Raw genomic sequence first — 19,696 nt, forward strand, 5'->3', positions numbered from 1 at the left:
CAGCTATGATGGTGACTTTTATCAGTCAGTGCGAGAAAAATGCCCTGAAAAAGACCCGCCGCGTGCTTGATGCTTTCGCCAATCGCATAGGTGATAACACTTGGCAAACTCTGATCACCGAAGATGGGCTATTAACTGTTAAAAAAATGCTGCGCCAAACCGCCAGTAAAAGCACCGCCGTGAGTTGCCACTGGATCCGCTCACGTTCAAGAACTCAGCTGTTGTGGGTGGTGGGTAACAGGTCGAAATTTAATGCCCAGGGCATAGTGCCGGTTAATAATACAGTGAAAGAGGTTTTTATGGATGTTGTAACAGACAAACCCAAGCAAGGTGTGTTGTATGCCAACACCCAACTACAGCCGCTGAGTGAGCATTTATTTGCGGTCGGCTTTGTAGCCGAGCTACTGCACCGTCAGTTATTTCCAGACAATACACAGTTTTCAATTGCGAATTTTATTGCAGGTTGTTTGCATGACTTAGGAAAAATTGACCCCAAGTTTCAAGAGTGGGTGACTAATCCCAAAAAGAGGGGCTTAATTGCCGAAGATGGACAACACATTGATGATGCTAAATTTAGCTTTGATAAACATCCAAGGCATAATGAAGTGTCACTGCTACTCTATCAATTGCTTGATAGTGCAGAACTTAAATTACTAAACCCAAGTAATAAACGCTCAGTAAAGCATGCGGTGTACTGGCATCATGCTAAGCCATTTCGTAAAGAAAAGAATGGTTTTGATACCTATAAAGACATCAGCAAAAAGCTAGTGGCAAATCAAAAAGAGATAGGTCTATCTGATATTGTCGCTCAAGCTCAAACACTGCTTAGGCAGGTTATCGGAATCGATAAAAAGTATCGTGAGTTAACGAATAGCCTTCTTGAAAAAGCCTTCTTAACTGAAGTTGAACAAGATCTAGTGGCGAATCTGCCCGATGCACCAGCCTTACCCAGTTACAAAGAATATGAATTTGAAGAGTCGGTATTGGCCAATAGCACCAATGTTAAACTCAATGCGCTAAACAACATAGTACGTGCTTGTTTGATCTCAGCTGATCGTACTGTATCGGCATTGAGCGCGGCAGAGTTACATACTGCCATTTTTGAGCGCCAGTTAGATGAAATAGTTACCGAGCTATTTGAAGTGGAAACGACACTTAGTTCTGATATTGACACTTGCCTAAACGCCTTTTTTCCTACGAGTGAGCGCAGTCAAAAACAAAGGGATATTGCCAAGCAGCTAACCACCGCCGAAGATGTCGCTGTGCTCGCGGGGGCTGCAGGCTGTGGTAAAACCAAAATCGCCTTAGAGTGGGCCAAATTGCAGGGGGCAAAACGGATTATTTGGGTTTGCCCTCGCGTACAAGTCTGCCAAGGATTATTTTATGAGCTGACCTCAGAGCAATACCTTCCCAATAGCACCATTGAAATTAATACAGGTGAATTTAAATTCCACAATCAATGGGATAACCCTATTCCTGATGATGAAAACTTTTCCGGTGATATAGTGATCACCACCATAGACCAAATTCTTGGCTCAGTGATCAGTCACACGAAAGCTAATACGCTTATTGATTTTTTAAATGTGCATGTAGTGTTTGATGAGTTCCATGAATACGTCAACATGCCAGCTTTTAATTTGCTGTTTGCTGAACTCATAGCAGCAAAAAAAATGCAAAAAGATCAAGCTAAGACCTTATTAGTGTCGGCAACACCTCATTATGTCTTTGTAGAAGATTTACTCGGTATTCACCCTGACGATATTAAAGTCATGCCATCATTTAACCCAAGCCAGTATCAACTCGATTTTAAAATCTTTGATGATACTAATCTAAGCAATATAAACCCGCTATTTGCACAACAGAGTGGCTGTACTTTTGTTATCAGTAACATGGCGCTGACGGCGCAAAACAGTTTTATTAAAAATCAGCACAACGAGAATGCGGTGTTATTGCATTCCAAATTTATTAAAAGTGATAAACGTAAATGGTTTGGTGAAGTGTACGAGGCTTACAAGCGCGATGGCACTCGCAAATATGAAGTGCTACGCAGTGGTCCGATTGTACAAGCGTCGCTTAATATCAGTTGTGATTATATGGTGGCCGAAATCACCAGTGCTGAAGATTGTTTACAGCGTTTGGGTCGTTTAGATCGTTTTGGTGAAAATAGTCAGGTGAATACCTATACCTTAGCTGTGCCTGAAACAATCGCCAATGGCAAAGGTAAGGGGCCAGCAGCGGGCTTTCTATCAAAAATGTATACATTGAGTTCTGTTCGGGCTTGGTATCAGTTTTTACATAGTGAATTGGTAGACAATACCTTTACTTTGCCAGAGATTTATCAACTTTATTTCACCTTTCATCACACCGAGCGTAATCGGGGGGTTATTGCAAGTGACTTAGTGGCCGCCCTCAAAAATAGTGTGCAACAAATCAAAGCGAAAATTGTTGATCCCATTACTGCTTCACCAAAGAACAACAAAGATAAAAAACGCACCAAGATCAGCAAAGGATCACTGCGCGGTGATAATCGCTTTGTACAATTAGCTGTGGTGGATTTAAGTCAAGCTGAGCCGAAATATATTGAAGCCTACGCTTATTCGATTCCAGTGGATGATGACAGTAATATCGACAATCTCACATACGCCATCAAAGCTATTTGTGGTTATGATCAAAGCGATAAAGATTTACTATCCCACATGTTTAAAAAACATCACAACATTATGGGCGGCACGGGTAAGGCGTTCACTGATAAGATTTTACTCAACGAAGCACGCGACCCAGAGTCACCGATTTATTTGAGTTATACCACTAATGATTTACTGCAAGTGGGTGGCGAAAGTGCTCGTCATCCTCATGCCATTTATTACGCCGTGTGCGACAAACAAGCCATCGGTGCTATGTCCATTAAACAAATTAATCAAACCACTGAAGATGAGGAATAAATCATGCAAAAAGTAACGGGAATTAAAAGTGTTGATTTTAAAATTAAAGCATTAGGTCATGGCGTAGTGAATTGGAATGGGCCTACAACCTTAACCGGCGATGATGGTAAAACGGTTGATAATCATACCTTGCCAAAATTGCGTGGTTACACAAACTTGACCGGTAAAGTGAAAGATGAAACGGGCTATAAATATAAAAAACAAGCAACTGACATTAATTTTAAAGAAACGCCACTGTATATAAGTCAAAATTGCATTCGCCATCATTTATTTCGTGAACAAGCATTCGATTTACATTATGCCAGTGACAAAAACCTCAAAAATGTCCTAGCTTCAATTACGGGGTTGATCCGTGGTTACGTAGTGCCATCAAGTCAATGTAAGCGCACCAGTCCGCTATTGTTGGAAGATTTTGTTGATCAATTGGGCAACGGCAATTTTGAACAATATGGGCAGGCAGGAGCAAGAGATAGTACATCATTTTTTTCAAAAACCACTTTTGGGGATACAGAATACATTTCCTATGGCTCTATTAGTATTGAACAGCTGCAGTTTATATCGTTGGATAAGAAGTTTGATCGTGCTGCAATGGTTATCAAAGAAGGAGAGGGGGAGGTTATTGCCGCTGAACTACAGAATTATATTCAGTCACTTAACCCCAGCTTAAATCCACAAGCCATTTTTCATTCAAACTACGTCAGAAGAGGCACTATATTCGAAGAGGGAGAATGCGGCATTTTACTTAATGATGATGCAGTAAAAGCCTTGATTGCTGAAACATTAGAACGCTTAGCTAATTTGTCTATTCGCCAAGCTAAAGGTTATATGTACGTGGATGACATCACGGTGGATTACAACGACAGCCATAAAATGATGCGTATCAAGCGTGATGAGTCAGAAATCATCAATGAGCAGCATGCACCATTTGCACAGTATTTTTATGCAAAATAGGAGGTTGCATGAAAATAATCATAGAATATGACTCTTGCTGGCGTAATGCCTTTTTAGGTGGTTCAAATAATGAACCTGTACCGAAAAAAGGCCGCGAATTTTTAGGCTCAATGACGAGCTTAAAAAAAGAAGGCAATTTTAAGGTGTGTGAAAATACCTTAGATACCGTAATGGGAGTACTAAATCGTTTAATTGGCGACCAACGAAAGCTTTATCAGGCGCGCAGTAAAATGTACGAATCCGCTTATTACTTCGAAGCACTGGAAGATAAAGTCAGCTTTATAGATAAGCCGCAGTTGACCAATGAAATATCATTTATTCGTAATATGAATGGCAGTACGGATCAGAATGCATTTACTGGAATGATCAAAGTGTCTGATCCTGTTTTTACCTCTGAATATTCACAGCAATTTTGGGGCGTTTTGGATCTCGATTTCACTCAGCTCTGTGATTTTATTATTAAGCAATCACAAGTTGTAGGATCTATTGAGTTAAACCCGTTAAGTATTATCAATCGCTTGGAGAGCCTTAATCAGGAAAAAGCACTAGAAAATAGTGATGATTTAGCCCAAGTATTAAAGGTACTAAATGAATACTTTCCTGATATTGAATATTTAAATAATAAAGGTTTGATCACACCTATCAGCATTTATTGCTCGGCGCTTTACCTTCAGCTTGCCCGCTTAGAAACTAGCTTTAATATGACCACAGCTAAAACGAAAGCAGGGGGGATTAGTGGAATTTCCAAACGAGGTTTCACTAAAAAAGACTTCATGGACCGATATACAACGGGACCCAAAAAAACAATCTGGGGTAATCCTTTTATCAAAAAAGAAAAGATAAAAGGGCAAGGTGAAGTGACTTCCATGATGACCAAAGCCAGTGGTCAATTGGAAATTAGTATCGATGTGGATCGAAACAAAGCCCAAGAAATCAAAAGCTTGATTGAAAATGCTGGCGTATCAAGCTTTTACCTTGGGAAAAAAGGGCTGGCTTATGTATCAAACATTCGAATTTAGGAGGAATTATGAACTCATATATTGATATACGGCTTAAGCCAGATGCCGAAATGCGGGAGGCTGAGCTCAGTAGTAAAGTATTTACTAAATTTCACAAAGCGTTAGTGACGCTCAATAGCCATAAAATTGGCATTAGCTTTCCGCAAATGAAATTAAGCTTAGGGCAGTTATTTCGCATTCATGGTGATGCGAGTTTATTGCATGATTTACAAGGCCTGGATTGGTTAGGCCCTTTGGCAGGATATTGTCAGGTTACTGCTGTTTCTGCCGTGCCTGATCACGTGCAATATCGTATTGTTTCCGTTAAACGCAGTAATTTAAGTAAAGCAAAATTGAAGCGTTTAATTGCCAGAGGCAGCATAGATAAAGACGGAGAGAAACGGTACAAGGTAAAAATGCTCGGCCAAGGATTTGATAATCCATATCTTGATCTGTTTAGTAGTTCCACAGGGCAGGTATATCGTAAATTCTTTGAGTTTAGCGACATTCAAGCTCACCCCCTTGATGGTGAGTTTGATAGTTATGGTCTTAGCAAAACCGCAACAGTACCTTGGTTTTAACCCTTTATTTTTGCTCTTTAAAAAATTGATTGTAAAACAATTACTTATTTCAGGTGGTTATTCAATAGGTAAAAAAGTGAATTTTACCTATCCGCCTGTTGTAGCTTATTTTTTTGAAGATTTTCTACTGTTCACCGCCGTACAGGCGGCTTAGAAAGTTACAACATCAGTTGCCACAGGTTCCGCAAAGTTCACCGCCGTACAGGCGGCTTAGAAAAGTTGCTCCAGTTGCCCCATTAAGGCCATTAGGTTCACCGCCGTACAGGCGGCTTAGAAATTTTTAATCGGAAAACTATTTCTGCTTTTGATGTTCACCGCCGTACAGGCGGCTTAGAAATATTGACCCTTCCAATCCAGATAGTGCAAAAGGTTCACCGCCGTACAGGCGGCTTAGAAAACGTAAGAAGCTCATTATTGGCATGTTCATAAGTTCACCGCCGTACAGGCGGCTTAGAAAGAGGGGAACTCGCATCAGCTTAGTCTGTTCAGGTTCACCGCCGTACAGGCGGCTTAGAAATTCGATGTTAACTGTCATTGTGGTTTTTGGCGGTTCACCGCCGTACAGGCGGCTTAGAAATTGTGACATTTAACGACATAAACGGCGCGCCCGTTCACCGCCGTACAGGCGGCTTAGAAATTCAATAACTCTAACGTGCGCGATATTACATCGTTCACCGCCGTACAGGCGGCTTAGAAAAGACTCCAAAAGGTCAGGCTTAGCAGATGCTAGTTCACCGCCGTACAGGCGGCTTAGAAATGCGTATTGCCCTACTCGTTGCTTTCTGTCCAGTTCACCGCCGTACAGGCGGCTTAGAAATAAGGCGGCATCATGTGGCGAATAAACACAGCGTTCACCGCCGTACAGGCGGCTTAGAAATGTGATGTTGAAGTTGCTAACCCATAAATAAAGTTCACCGCCGTACAGGCGGCTTAGAAACTTACGCCATAGTGTCAGAGTTTGAGTATATGGTTCACCGCCGTACAGGCGGCTTAGAAATGAGTGTTTGAAAGATTGGCATCCTTTTGAAAGTTCACCGCCGTACAGGCGGCTTAGAAATGACGGAGCGTTAACAGTTAAGTTTGTCTGTAGTTCACCGCCGTACAGGCGGCTTAGAAAATACGTTTTTTCAATAAACGTCATCGGTTCTAGTTCACCGCCGTACAGGCGGCTTAGAAATTATGCTCGCAAAACCACGGCTTCCGCTACTCGTTCACCGCCGTACAGGCGGCTTAGAAAATGGAAGGCTAACCATGGTTTCCCGTGGTTAGGTTCACCGCCGTACAGGCGGCTTAGAAATGGCAGACCAAGACCGAAGGGGACGAATTAGTGTTCACCGCCGTACAGGCGGCTTAGAAATGCACAATGCGCGCGAGCTTGCTATCAAACGCGTTCACCGCCGTACAGGCGGCTTAGAAAATTATGGCCAACATGGCTAACAACCCCCTGCGGTTCACCGCCGTACAGGCGGCTTAGAAACGAAACCAAACAGTATTTAAGGCCATGCATAAGTTCACCGCCGTACAGGCGGCTTAGAAATTGGAAGCGCTCGATTGTCGCTATCTCGGAAAGTTCACCGCCGTACAGGCGGCTTAGAAATTAAAGCTGAAGTTATGCGAGTCGGTAGTGAAGTTCACCGCCGTACAGGCGGCTTAGAAATTTTGAAATGCAGAGTGAAGCTGAATTGCGCTGTTCACCGCCGTACAGGCGGCTTAGAAAAGTTTGATAGCCCATTAACTGAGTCATTGGCGGTTCACCGCCGTACAGGCGGCTTAGAAATTGTTGAAATAGATCGTTGTCTCATAGTCACCGTTCACCGCCGTACAGGCGGCTTAGAAAAGTAACAGCTGCAGGTAAGGGGCTTTTTGTTGGTTCACCGCCGTACAGGCGGCTTAGAAATAATGACGTAGCCATGGGAACAGGCAAGGTTGGTTCACCGCCGTACAGGCGGCTTAGAAAGTTAGCCATTGAGCAAAGACCAAGCATCTTATGTTCACCGCCGTACAGGCGGCTTAGAAATCAACCCGATCATTCTGCATATCGAGCCCGGCGTTCACCGCCGTACAGGCGGCTTAGAAAATTATGTACCAAACGTGGGCTATGACTGGGCAGTTCACCGCCGTACAGGCGGCTTAGAAATATAGGTCCTAGGTCGAACCGTTCAAATGAGAGTTCACCGCCGTACAGGCGGCTTAGAAACTGTCGAGTATTCAGTGATTAGATACATTGTAGTTCACCGCCGTACAGGCGGCTTAGAAAATTCGCTTTTTGTATGTAGAAGAGCTGACCCAGTTCACCGCCGTACAGGCGGCTTAGAAACACCGCGCACGGTATTTTGTAATTTGAATAGTGTTCACCGCCGTACAGGCGGCTTAGAAAGCATCCCCTATCGCATTGAAAAACTCATCACAGTTCACCGCCGTACAGGCGGCTTAGAAATGTATCGATATACGGATATTTGCTTGGGTTATGTTCACCGCCGTACAGGCGGCTTAGAAATAAATCATATAATGCTTACAATCTTCCAGATAGTTCACCGCCGTACAGGCGGCTTAGAAATTATTCACTGTCCGGGTAGTCGCCGCATGTGCGTTCACCGCCGTACAGGCGGCTTAGAAAGTACGTAACAAAAGGGATTTAGGTTCGCTAATGTTCACCGCCGTACAGGCGGCTTAGAAAGACTACTGTAGCACCCGCACCGACTACTGTAGGTTCACCGCCGTACAGGCGGCTTAGAAATGATTGTTTTTCTTCTTCTGGCTCTGCGGCCAGTTCACCGCCGTACAGGCGGCTTAGAAAGAACGCCATGCAAAGCGGGTATTGCGCTTAGTGTTCACCGCCGTACAGGCGGCTTAGAAATAACATTTCGCGACGTAAACCAATCGACACGCGTTCACCGCCGTACAGGCGGCTTAGAAAAAGAAATGGGCAGACTTCGTTAAATTCTTTACGTTCACCGCCGTACAGGCGGCTTAGAAATGTAGAATTCGTTTTTATTGCAGATGACTGACGTTCACCGCCGTACAGGCGGCTTAGAAATAATATTAGAGAGAGTGACATGCTCGTAAGCTGTTCACCGCCGTACAGGCGGCTTAGAAAATTTGGCCAGTGTCGAGTCAGCTCGCATGGGTGTTCACCGCCGTACAGGCGGCTTAGAAATCGTAGTTAACCAGCTCGCGGCATTCGCCTGGGTTCACCGCCGTACAGGCGGCTTAGAAATGGCGCCAATCGAATATCAGCGAGTGGCTAGTGTTCACCGCCGTACAGGCGGCTTAGAAATGTCAGTAACGCAACTATTATTTTATTCAGTTGTTCACCGCCGTACAGGCGGCTTAGAAAGTGACAAAGATTGGAGGACAGATAGATTTAACGTTCACCGCCGTACAGGCGGCTTAGAAATTGCGCTTAAGACTCAGGCCGCGATCACTTAGGTTCACCGCCGTACAGGCGGCTTAGAAAGTTGTTATTAACTAGCGTAAATGGCTCGCTGGGTTCACCGCCGTACAGGCGGCTTAGAAATATTTACAGAATTTGCAAGCTCAAGCGGCTTCGTTCACCGCCGTACAGGCGGCTTAGAAAGTTCACAGGTGTTGAGTGTACGACCGTTGACGGTTCACCGCCGTACAGGCGGCTTAGAAATATTTATTTAAACACCAAGAGGCAGGTTAGTAGTTCACCGCCGTACAGGCGGCTTAGAAAATCAACCGGAGTATTTCACAAGCACTTATAGGGTTCACCGCCGTACAGGCGGCTTAGAAAAAAAGTGACCTAATTATACGCGCTATGCATTGATTCACCGCCGTACAGGCGGCTTAGAAATGTAGGTAGCATGTATTCAGCCCAAGGCAGATGTTCACCGCCGTACAGGCGGCTTAGAAAATGTATACCAAGGGCTGTAAGCGGTCCAAATAGTTCACCGCCGTACAGGCGGCTTAGAAATAACAAAAAGGGCTTAAAACCCCTTAATTTTAGTTCACCGCCGTACAGGCGGCTTAGAAATGAGGGCGCAAGATCAGGCAGTAAAGTTCTAAGTTCACCGCCGTACAGGCGGCTTAGAAATGTGGTAATAATGCCCGCCAGCCGTAGCAACTGTTCACCGCCGTACAGGCGGCTTAGAAAGTAACAGACCCGACTATGGGCGGAGATTGGCAGTTCACCGCCGTACAGGCGGCTTAGAAATCGAAGCTATGGCAACGGCCGATATTACCGAAGTTCACCGCCGTACAGGCGGCTTAGAAACGTAGAGCCGCCTGAGGTCTGCAAAGTGCGATGTTCACCGCCGTACAGGCGGCTTAGAAAGTTTATATGTTTGTAGAAGGTTTCAGCACAGGGTTCACCGCCGTACAGGCGGCTTAGAAATCTTTCACTTTATCCATGACGGCCGTACCGAGGTTCACCGCCGTACAGGCGGCTTAGAAATTTGTAACTAAGGCTAAGGCACAAGGTATCAGGTTCACCGCCGTACAGGCGGCTTAGAAATAAAACCGAAAAGACTATGATGGTTAGGGTTCGTTCACCGCCGTACAGGCGGCTTAGAAATTCAAAAGTGCGTGTTTGTAATTGGCAGTTTTGTTCACCGCCGTACAGGCGGCTTAGAAATACAGAATGAACTAGAAACTAAGTCAAGTAGAGTTCACCGCCGTACAGGCGGCTTACAAATTCCCACCAACCGTCTTGGCGCTCAAAGTCTGGTTCACCGCCGTACAGGCGGCTTAGAAAGAACGCATGGAGGTATCCCCGCATGCTGACCAGTTCACCGCCGTACAGGCGGCTTAGAAAGCTAATTGTTGTTCGATTGTTTGCATTTTATAGTTCACCGCCGTACAGGCGGCTTAGAAATGCTATAAACAAAGCGACTTCATACGCAGTCAGTTCACCGCCGTACAGGCGGCTTAGAAAAACTACGATCATCACAGCACCTAGAATCGTTTGTTCACCGCCGTACAGGCGGCTTAGAAATCACGAACTAACCTGGCGCACATCGTTGTTATGTTCACCGCCGTACAGGCGGCTTAGAAAATTCCAGCAACATGAGTAAGCTATGTCGCACCGTTCACCGCCGTACAGGCGGCTTAGAAAATTAGAGCAAGCCGCTTATGTTTTTAGCGACCGTTCACCGCCGTACAGGCGGCTTAGAAAATATTGTGTCCTTTTCTGCTGTCGATGTTGTTGTTCACCGCCGTATAGGCGGCTTAGAAAGATAGAATGACGTTTTAACCAGCAACAAAGGAGTTCACCGCCGTACAGGCGGCTTAGAAATAGCGGGGTGTTTGTTTGCTGAGTCACTTTCCGTTCACCGCCGTACAGGCGGCTTAGAAACATCAGGTATCTGTGTCCAATCTGTTTGAGTAGTTCACCGCCGTACAGGCGGCTTAGAAATTTTCTCCTGGGTTAAGCGCGACACGAGGGAAGTTCACCGCCGTACAGGCGGCTTAGAAATTCGACTATGAGTTTTGTATCGCTAAATGACTGTTCACCGCCGTACAGGCGGCTTAGAAATTATCTGTCGTAAGCGCAAAAGAAAATCTTCCGTTCACCGCCGCACAGGCGGCTTAGAAAGTCAATCGGTTTACCCGTGGCGAGGTAGCGGAGTTCACCGCCGCACAGGCGGCTTAGAAACCAATCTCAACCGCCAAATCCTGAATCTTGTTGTTCACCGCCGCACAGGCGGCTTAGAAAATGTATCAGCCCTCGATTATGATAGCTAAGTTGTTCACCGCCGCACAGGCGGCTTAGAAATCTATTTGTAAACCAATAATTTCGCAATGACTGTTCACCGCCGCACAGGCGGCTTAAAAAACTATTAGAGTGTGTGGTTTATCTAACCCACCGTTCACCGCCGCACAGGCGGCTCGGAAATTGTGTATGATTAAACTGACGGTTTAAAATTCGTTCACCGCCGAATAGGTGGCTTAGAAATTTCGCCCTACTTCCGTCAATGAAGTGTTACTGTTTACTACCGCACAGGTAGCCTAGATATTCTTTATATTTAAGTTTCAAAATATATGATTGTTCACAGTCGTAAAGGCTGTACATAAAATCTATGACAAGCCGATTTTTGAGCGCGATTTTAATTGAATGATTCTGCTATACTCCGCGCCAAGATATCAAATGACAAATCATTATTTTAGTTTTGTGTACAAACATGTGTACAAACTGACTGAACAACGAGTAAGACCTAATAAATATGTCTATAGAAATCAATAAACGACGCACTTTTGCTATTATATCGCACCCCGACGCGGGTAAAACAACCATTACCGAAAAAGTGCTGTTATTCGGAAACGCTTTGCAGAAAGCGGGTACGGTTAAAGGCAAAAAATCGGGTCAGCATGCTAAGTCTGACTGGATGGAAATGGAGAAAGACCGTGGTATTTCTATTACTACGTCTGTCATGCAATTTCCCTATGGTGGTGCCCTTGTTAACCTACTCGATACGCCTGGTCACGAAGACTTCTCTGAAGATACTTATCGTACTCTGACGGCCGTTGATTCCTGTCTAATGGTTATCGACTCTGCTAAGGGTGTTGAAGACCGTACGATCAAGTTGATGGAAGTGACACGTCTGCGTGATACGCCGATTGTGACCTTTATGAACAAACTCGACCGCGATATCCGTGATCCTATTGATCTGATGGATGAAGTCGAAAGCGTGCTGAATATTGCCTGTGCACCTATTACTTGGCCTATTGGCAGCGGTAAAGAGTTCAAAGGTATTTACCACATACTGCGTGATGAAGTGGTCTTGTATCAAGGAGGTATGGGACACACGATCCAAGAGCGTCGTGTAATTAAAGGCATTAATAATCCTGATCTTGAGAAAGCGATTGGCAGTTATGCCGCTGATTTGCGCAATGAGATGGAATTAGTGCGCGGCGCGTCGCATGAATTTGACCATGCAGCTTTCTTGAAAGGCGAGTTGACGCCAGTGTTCTTCGGTACTGCGCTAGGTAACTTTGGTGTGGACCATATTCTTGACGGCATCGTCGAGTGGGCACCTAAGCCATTACCGCGCGAAAGCGATACACGCGTTATCATGCCTGATGAAGAAAAATTCACCGGTTTTGTGTTCAAGATCCAAGCAAACATGGATCCAAAACACCGTGACCGTGTCGCCTTTATGCGTGTGTGTTCTGGCCGTTACGAGCAAGGCATGAAAATGCACCATGTGCGTATTGGTAAAGATGTTAACGTTAGCGATGCATTGACCTTTATGGCAGGCGATCGTGAGCGTGCTGAAGAAGCTTACCCAGGCGATATCATCGGTTTACATAACCATGGCACTATCCGTATTGGCGATACGTTTACCCAAGGTGAAAAATTTCGTTTCACTGGCGTACCTAACTTCGCCCCTGAAATGTTCCGCCGTATTCGTTTGCGCGATCCGCTTAAACAGAAGCAACTCTTAAAAGGCTTAGTACAGTTATCTGAAGAAGGTGCTGTACAAGTATTCCGCCCAATTGATACTAACGATTTGATTGTTGGCGCTGTGGGTGTACTGCAGTTTGAAGTGGTTGTTGGTCGTCTGAAGAGTGAATATAACGTCGAAGCTATTTACGAAGGTATTAGCGTGTCGACAGCTCGTTGGGTTTATTGTAAGGATGAGCGTAAGCTTGAAGAGTTCCGCCGTAAGTGTAGCCAAAACTTGGCTCTCGATGGTGGCGATAACTTAACCTATATTGCACCAACTATGGTTAACCTTAATCTTTCGATGGAAAGATATCCTGATATTGAGTTTGCGAAAACCCGCGAACACTAATAGGGTTCGGTTTAGAATAGTGGTTGAAATGGCGGTGAATTCACCGCCATTTTTGTATCTAACGAAAACTAAAAATCGGTTCTGGATGTGAATGATGGCGAATTGGATCACAAAAACATGGCAGGCTTATATTCATTGGTGCGACCGAATGGGGCTGACACCTGAAAATCGTCGCTGTTGCATGCCACGCCTTGAAGATCCTCCATTAGCGGTAAAATGCGCCAAAGCTTTGGTGGTTGACGAAACGGTATCATCACCTGAACCTCATTCAATTGGTAAATCGACCGCAGAGTGAGGCATTTACTGTGATTGATACCCACGCCCATTTGGATTTTGCCGAGTTTGATGTTGACCGTGACGATGTGGTGTTGCGAATGCACAGTGTTGGCGTAGATAATCTGATTATTCCTGGTGTGTCCCCGCTGCACTGGCACAAACAGCTCGCCGTTGCCGAACAATACCAAACTTATTTTGCCCTTGGTATTCATCCTTGGTTTTGTCCAGAGGATGTTGATGCTGGGATCTTAGCATTAACATCTCAAGTTTCGGCGTTACTAGAATGTCCTCGCTTTGTTGCTATTGGTGAATGTGGCTTAGATAAGCTCTATTCCTCAACGTGGCCTCAGCAGCTCGCATTTTTTGAGGCACAATTAGCTTTAGCTAAGTCCGTTAATCTGCCAGTTATTATTCATAGCGTAAAAGCACATTTAGAGGTTTTAGGGTGTTTGAAAAAGTATCAATTGCCTAGAGGCGGTGTGATACATGCTTTTTCTGGCAGTACTGAAATTGCACTGGAATATATCAAATTAGGTTTTAAGCTGGGAATTGGTGGTTTGATTATGAACCCTAATGCCAAAAAATTGCTTAAAACTGTCAGCGAATTACCACTTCAGCACTTCATACTTGAGACTGACTCTCCTGCAATGACGCCGATAAATGTTACTGAAAAACGTAACCAGCCCGCTAACCTTGTTCTTTTTATAGACAAAATTGCCAATTTGCAAAAAAAATCAAGTGTTCTAATATCAGAACACTTGGTGTCGAATGCAATGCAACTGTTTGACCTTTAGCTGTTTTTAAATAAACAGGTGTAGGTCGCACTAGCATTCTGCACTAAGCGATTGAAATTAAACTCCAAAAATATGATCAAAACGACGATTTTCGACTTTGCCTCGGGTATAATCTGACTCGGAAATAGGTTGATTAACAACATAATTAAAAAGTGTTAACAATAGGGTGATGGTTAATGGATATATTAATGAGTTTAGTAGGGGTGGTCACCCTACTTGCGATAGGTTTCCTCCTATCGAATAACAAAAAAGCAATTAATTTACGTACAGTGGGCGGCGCGTTAGCTATCCAAGCTGCCTTCGGTGGTTTTGTACTGTATATTCCTGTTGGTAAAGACATTCTGAAAGGGATGTCTGATGCGGTTTCTAGCGTTATTGGTTACGCACAAAACGGTATCGGTTTCCTGTTTGGTGATTTAGCTAACTTCAAACTTGGCTTTATCTTCGCAGTTAACGTGTTACCCGTTATTGTGTTCTTCTCTTCTCTGATTGCGGTTCTATATTACTTAGGCGTTATGCAGTGGATCATCCGTATCATCGGTGGTGGTTTACAAAAAGCATTGGGCACAAGCCGTACTGAATCTATGTCAGCAACTGCTAACATCTTCGTTGGTCAGACTGAAGCCCCATTAGTGGTTCGCCCATTCATTCCAACTATGACGCAGTCTGAACTGTTTGCGATCATGGTGGGTGGTTTGGCATCAATCGCGGGTTCAGTATTGGCTGGTTACGCGCAGATGGGTGTACCTATCGAATACTTAGTTGCCGCTTCATTCATGGCAGCACCAGGTGGTCTATTAATGGCTAAACTGATGCACCCTGAAACTGAAGCTGCTAAAAATGACATGAGCGATTTACCAGAAGATCCTGACAAACCAGCTAACGTGTTAGACGCCGCTGCTGCAGGTGCTTCATCTGGTATGCATTTAGCCTTAAACGTAGGCGCTATGTTGTTAGCCTTCGTTGGTTTGATCGCTATGGTCAACGGCATTATTGGTGGTGTGGGTGGTTGGTTTGGTGTTGAAGGTTTAACACTTGAACTGATCCTTGGCTATGTGTTTATGCCATTAGCATTCCTTATCGGTGTGCCTTGGAATGAAGCATTAGTAGCAGGTTCTTTCATCGGTCAAAAGATCATTGTTAACGAATTCGTTGCTTACTTAAACTTTGCTCCATATATCTCTGATGCTGCCACTACTTGTACAGCGGTTGCTGCTGAAGTTGTTAAAGGCCTGCCGTTATGCGTTGCTGAAACTCAAGCTGTGATGACTCATAGAACACAAGCGATTATTTCGTTTGCTCTGTGTGGTTTCGCTAACTTGTCTTCAATCGCGATTTTGCTTGGTGGTTTAGGTGCTATGGCTCCTAACCGTCGTCATGATTTAGCTACAATGGGTATTCGTGCGGTTATCGCCGGCTCTTTAGCTAACTTAATGAGCGCAACACTTGCTGGTTTGTTCTTAGCTATCTAAGTAACAACAGCAGGGGGAAACCCCACTAACTGGGTCCTGACCATGCGGGGCAGGGCCTAAGTTAATTCAACCATTTTCCAGTAGTGATTCCAGTAGTGAATAGTTTCTCCAATTGAAAGACACAGAATGCAACTGAAGTGTAGCTGTCATTCTGTCTTAAATGTCGTGAGTCTACGGTTACGTTAATTAATCGTAATGCAGAAGTCGCGACTTTGTTCACAATTAAGAATTTTGTGTTTGTGATTTTACGCTAGATTATTGAGATTTTTTTTAATCTAGGTAGAATGCGAACGCCACAAAAAGAACGCTACCCTCGATGGTAGCAAACAAGATAAATGGGGTTGATGATGAAAAACGTTAAAACTTTAGCTTTAGCCGCTACTGCAGTAGCAGCAATCTCTGGCAACGCATTTGCTGCTGATCGTACAGACCTTCACGGTTCTGATTACAAGTGGATGCAGTTCAACGCTATGTACTCTATCGGTGAAAAGCCAGAGAACCCAGCGGCTGGCGATCAACACAACTACTTAGAAATGGAATTCGGCGGTCGTTCTGGCGTATTCGATCTATACGGTTATGTTGACGTATTCAACTTGGCAAACGAAACATCAAGCAATGGTGACAAGAATCCAGGTACAGGTAAAAGTAAGCTGTTTATGAAGTTTGCTCCACGTGTATCTATCGATGCGCTGACTGGTAAAGACTTGTCTTTTGGACCAATCCAAGAAGTTTACTTCTCTACTCTGTTCAACTGGGATGGATTAGTTAACGATGGTGATGGTTCTGGCGTTAACTCTACATTTTGGGGTGTCGGTGCTGATGTAAACGTGCCTTGGTTAGGCAAAACAGGCATGAACCTGTACGGTTACTATGACATGAACGCTAAAGAGTGGAATGGGTATCAGTTCTCTGCTAACTGGTTCAAACCTTTCTACTTCTTCGATAACAAAAGCTTCCTGTCATTCCAAGGTTACATCGATTATCAATTTGGTGCTGACGAAGCATATTGGCCTGCTGTTGAGAATGGTCCTTTAGTTAAGGGCAAATCAACTAACGGCGGTAACGTATTCTTCGGTCTATACTGGCATTCAGATCGTTATGCTCTGGGTTATGGCTTGAAAGGCTTCAAAGATGTTTACTTGCTAACTGATGATGGTGCTACTGGCCTAGAATCAACAGGTTGGTCACACTACCTGTCAGCAACTTACAAGTTCTAATCTCTTGTAATCATTGCTTGTTGGAGCCGCATTATGCGGCTCCATCTTTAGTTTTACCATGAGTCTTTATCTAAGCCTATTAGGCTAATAAGTGGGTTTATATAAAGGTTTGTGTTTTTCTCGCGCTAAAATGGATTTTTCGCGGAAAAGTAGGAGCAAGATTTTATTCGTATCCTCTCTTCCGGTCTTCAAGGATTCAAGTCGTGGTCACTTATAAGTTATTTTAAGTGTCAGGATGCCTATTGTTCTTTATGACTTAGGCAAGATTGAATACCTACAACAAGGTAGTTTGTAATAAGCAAATTACTCGGCACCGCCTGAAGGCCCGGCCATAAAAATAATCAAAATAATGCCACCTCTTAAGCGTTGCTTTTATGCGACTGATTTCTATTCATTTAATTTTTATTTTGGAGAGCTATTATGACTGATTTAAAAAAAGCAGCACAACGCGCCATCGAGTTAATGGACTTAACGACTTTGAATGATGACGACACAGATCAAAAAGTGATCGACCTGTGCCACAAAGCGAAAACGGCTGTGGGCAATACTGCCGCTATCTGCATTTATCCTCGCTTCATCCCAATTGCACGTAAGACACTCGATGAAATCGGTGCTGAAGATATCCAAATCGCCACTGTGACTAACTTCCCCCATGGCAACGATGACATTGCCATTGCCGTACTAGAAACTCGCGCCGCTGTTGCCTATGGTGCCGACGAAGTTGACGTGGTATTCCCATACCGTGCGCTGATGGAAGGCAATGAAACGATTGGTTTTGAATTAGTCAAAGCCTGTAAAGAAGCCTGTGGTGAAGTCTTGTTAAAAGTCATCATCGAATCTGGCGTGTTAGCTGATCCTGCACTTATCCGCCGTGCATCAGAGCTTTCAATCGATGCAGGTGCTGACTTTATTAAAACCTCTACTGGTAAAGTGCCTGTAAACGCCACACTTGAAGCAGCTGAAATCATGTTAACTGTGATCAGTGAGAAGAATACCCAAGTAGGCTTCAAGCCTGCCGGTGGTGTGCGTGATGCTGCGCAAGCGGCTGAATTCCTCGGTGTTGCTGAGCGTATTTTAGGTGCTGATTGGGTTTCACCACGTACCTTTAGATTTGGTGCTTCAAGTTTACTAAACAGTTTGTTACACACACTAGAATTAGCTGATGCGCCTAAGCCGACTCAAGGCTATTAATTGCATACTATCGCTGATTAATACTATCAGCGTATAGCGAGCCTAATTAAGTGTGACCTAAATCTATTTGGCAAACTCAAAACTTCGATAGTATGAACTTGTAATATTGCTACAGTTTTGATGTTTCATTGCAAAGATAAGCACTAGCGACAGGGTTGTTAGTGCCTATCTTGGAGGCAGTATCATGTTTCTAGCTCAAGAGATTATTCGTAAAAAACGTAATGGTTTAGCGCTAAGTTCCGCAGAAATACAGTTTTTTGTTCAAGGTATCACTACTAACGCAGTGTCCGAAGGTCAGATTGCCGCATTAGGCATGGCTGTGTACTTTAATGACATGAATATGGATGAAAGAATCGCTTTAACGACAGCGATGCGTGATTCTGGCACTGTACTTAATTGGCAATCATTGGGACTCAATGGCCCTGTTATCGACAAACACAGCACTGGCGGTGTGGGTGATGTGATTAGCCTTATGCTTGGTCCTATGGCTGCGGCTTGTGGTGGTTATGTGCCAATGATTTCTGGGCGTGGCCTAGGTCATACGGGCGGCACGCTCGATAAGTTTGATGCCATTCCGGGTTATCAAACTGAGCCATCAAGTGAATTATTCCGCAAAGTGGTTAAAGAAGTCGGTGTGGCGATTATTGGTCAAACAGGCGATCTCGTTCCTGCCGACAAACGTTTCTATTCTATCCGCGATAATACCGCCACCGTTGAATCCATTTCCCTCATTACAGCGTCGATTCTGTCTAAGAAATTAGCCTGTAATTTAGATGCGCTAGCGATGGATGTGAAAGTTGGTAGTGGTGCTTTTATGCCAACCTATGAGGCATCTGAAGAATTAGCTCGCAGTATTGCAGCTGTTGCTAATGGCGCGGGCACTAAAACGACAGCTTTGCTTACCGATATGAATCAAGTGCTTGCATCTTGTGCCGGTAACGCGGTTGAAGTGAAAGAAGCCATCGACTTTTTAACGGGTGCTTACCGTAACCCGCGTTTATATGAAGTCACTATGGGTCTTTGCGCTGAGATGTTGCTTCTGGGCGGTCTTGCAAGCAATGAAGCCGATGCTCGCGCTAAACTGAATCGTGTGCTCGATAATGGTCGCGCTGCAGAACTCTTTGGCAAGATGGTGTCGGGTCTTGGTGGTCCAGTCGATTTTGTTGAAAACTACAGTAAATACCTACCGCAGTCACAAATTATTCGCCCAGTTTTTGCCGATATGCAAGGTTATGCCTATAGCATGGATACACGTGAATTAGGTTTAGCGGTTGTGACCTTAGGTGGCGGCCGCCGTAAGCCCGGTGATGCACTAGACTATAGTGTTGGCTTAACTCAAGTGTGTGCTTTAGGCGATAAAGTAGATTCATCGACTCCGATTGCCGTTATCCATGCACAGTCTGAAGCCGCCTTCGCGGAAGCTGAACTCGCGGTGAAAAAAGCGATTCACATTGGTGAAACCGCTCCAGAAAAAACACCTGAGATCTATGCCTATATTCGTGCATCGGACCTTTAAG

The 19,696-nt window shown here is 44.4% G+C and carries 11 protein-coding genes and 1 CRISPR repeat array; all 11 genes read left to right on the top strand.

Features of this window, described 5'->3' with window-relative positions; all coding sequences use genetic code 11:
• The first annotated feature begins 5 nt into the window (after positions 1-5).
• The 11 genes from RA178_RS05615 (at position 6) to deoA (ending at position 19,695) form a co-directional block, all read left to right on the top strand.
• Positions 6-2,942, top strand: a complete 2,937-nt coding sequence (locus RA178_RS05615; protein WP_306684876.1) for a CRISPR-associated endonuclease Cas3'' — start codon at positions 6-8, stop codon at positions 2,940-2,942.
• A 3-nt stretch (positions 2,943-2,945) separates the two neighbouring features.
• Complete coding sequence (gene cas7fv / locus RA178_RS05620; RefSeq protein WP_263236829.1) at positions 2,946-3,893, top strand: type I-Fv CRISPR-associated protein Cas7fv; 948 nt, start codon at positions 2,946-2,948, stop codon at positions 3,891-3,893.
• Positions 3,894-3,901: 8 nt separating this feature from the next.
• Complete coding sequence (gene cas5fv / locus RA178_RS05625; protein ID WP_306684877.1) at positions 3,902-4,912, top strand: type I-Fv CRISPR-associated protein Cas5fv; 1,011 nt, start codon at positions 3,902-3,904, stop codon at positions 4,910-4,912.
• Between the two features lie 8 nt (positions 4,913-4,920).
• A complete protein-coding gene (cas6f, locus tag RA178_RS05630) occupies positions 4,921-5,472 on the top strand; it encodes a type I-F CRISPR-associated endoribonuclease Cas6/Csy4 (RefSeq protein ID WP_011919227.1) in 552 nt (183 codons plus the stop codon).
• A gap of 129 nt (positions 5,473-5,601) precedes the next feature.
• Positions 5,602-11,389: direct repeats of the CRISPR family, unit length 28 nt; unit sequence GTTCACCGCCGTACAGGCGGCTTAGAAA.
• Positions 11,390-11,657: 268 nt separating this feature from the next.
• Entirely contained in the window at positions 11,658-13,229 is a 1,572-nt protein-coding gene (prfC, locus tag RA178_RS05635) for a peptide chain release factor 3 (RefSeq protein WP_173243370.1), read from the top strand.
• Positions 13,230-13,320: 91 nt separating this feature from the next.
• Positions 13,321-13,524 (top strand): DUF5363 family protein, encoded by a 204-nt coding sequence (locus RA178_RS05640; RefSeq protein WP_306684878.1) that lies wholly within the window; start codon positions 13,321-13,323, stop codon positions 13,522-13,524.
• A gap of 10 nt (positions 13,525-13,534) precedes the next feature.
• Positions 13,535-14,299 carry a TatD family hydrolase gene (locus tag RA178_RS05645; protein ID WP_306684879.1) on the top strand — a complete coding sequence of 255 codons (765 nt, stop codon included), beginning with the start codon at positions 13,535-13,537 and terminating at the stop codon, positions 14,297-14,299.
• A 176-nt stretch (positions 14,300-14,475) separates the two neighbouring features.
• Positions 14,476-15,771, top strand: coding sequence for a NupC/NupG family nucleoside CNT transporter (locus RA178_RS05650; protein WP_263140119.1), 1,296 nt, complete (start codon positions 14,476-14,478; stop codon positions 15,769-15,771).
• A 347-nt stretch (positions 15,772-16,118) separates the two neighbouring features.
• Positions 16,119-16,988 (top strand): nucleoside-specific channel-forming Tsx family protein, encoded by an 870-nt coding sequence (locus tag RA178_RS05655; RefSeq protein ID WP_263140120.1) that lies wholly within the window; start codon positions 16,119-16,121, stop codon positions 16,986-16,988.
• Between the two features lie 420 nt (positions 16,989-17,408).
• Positions 17,409-18,179, top strand: coding sequence for a deoxyribose-phosphate aldolase (gene deoC / locus RA178_RS05660; RefSeq protein WP_306684880.1), 771 nt, complete (start codon positions 17,409-17,411; stop codon positions 18,177-18,179).
• Positions 18,180-18,363: 184 nt separating this feature from the next.
• The gene (deoA, locus tag RA178_RS05665) at positions 18,364-19,695 is read left to right on the top strand and encodes a thymidine phosphorylase (protein WP_173243376.1); all 1,332 of its coding nucleotides are present in this window, start codon (positions 18,364-18,366) and stop codon (positions 19,693-19,695) included.
• Position 19,696: the final 1 nt, after the last annotated feature.

The sequence above is a fragment of the Shewanella oncorhynchi genome, from assembly GCF_030848765.1.
Classification (GTDB): Bacteria; Pseudomonadota; Gammaproteobacteria; order Enterobacterales; family Shewanellaceae; genus Shewanella; species Shewanella oncorhynchi.

Bases quoted from the DNA above. Each gene is read 5' to 3' on its own strand.
- cas5fv (WP_306684877.1), top strand. From the start codon at position 3,902: ATGAAAATAATCATAGAATATGACTCTTGCTGGCGTAATGCCTTTTTA.
- cas6f (WP_011919227.1), top strand. From the start codon at position 4,921: ATGAACTCATATATTGATATACGGCTTAAGCCAGATGCCGAAATGCGG.
- RA178_RS05640 (WP_306684878.1), top strand. From the start codon at position 13,321: ATGATGGCGAATTGGATCACAAAAACATGGCAGGCTTATATTCATTGG.
- deoA (WP_173243376.1), top strand. From the start codon at position 18,364: ATGTTTCTAGCTCAAGAGATTATTCGTAAAAAACGTAATGGTTTAGCG.
- RA178_RS05615 (WP_306684876.1), top strand. From the start codon at position 6: ATGATGGTGACTTTTATCAGTCAGTGCGAGAAAAATGCCCTGAAAAAG.
- RA178_RS05650 (WP_263140119.1), top strand. From the start codon at position 14,476: ATGGATATATTAATGAGTTTAGTAGGGGTGGTCACCCTACTTGCGATA.
- prfC (WP_173243370.1), top strand. From the start codon at position 11,658: ATGTCTATAGAAATCAATAAACGACGCACTTTTGCTATTATATCGCAC.
- RA178_RS05655 (WP_263140120.1), top strand. From the start codon at position 16,119: ATGAAAAACGTTAAAACTTTAGCTTTAGCCGCTACTGCAGTAGCAGCA.
- cas7fv (WP_263236829.1), top strand. From the start codon at position 2,946: ATGCAAAAAGTAACGGGAATTAAAAGTGTTGATTTTAAAATTAAAGCA.
- deoC (WP_306684880.1), top strand. From the start codon at position 17,409: ATGACTGATTTAAAAAAAGCAGCACAACGCGCCATCGAGTTAATGGAC.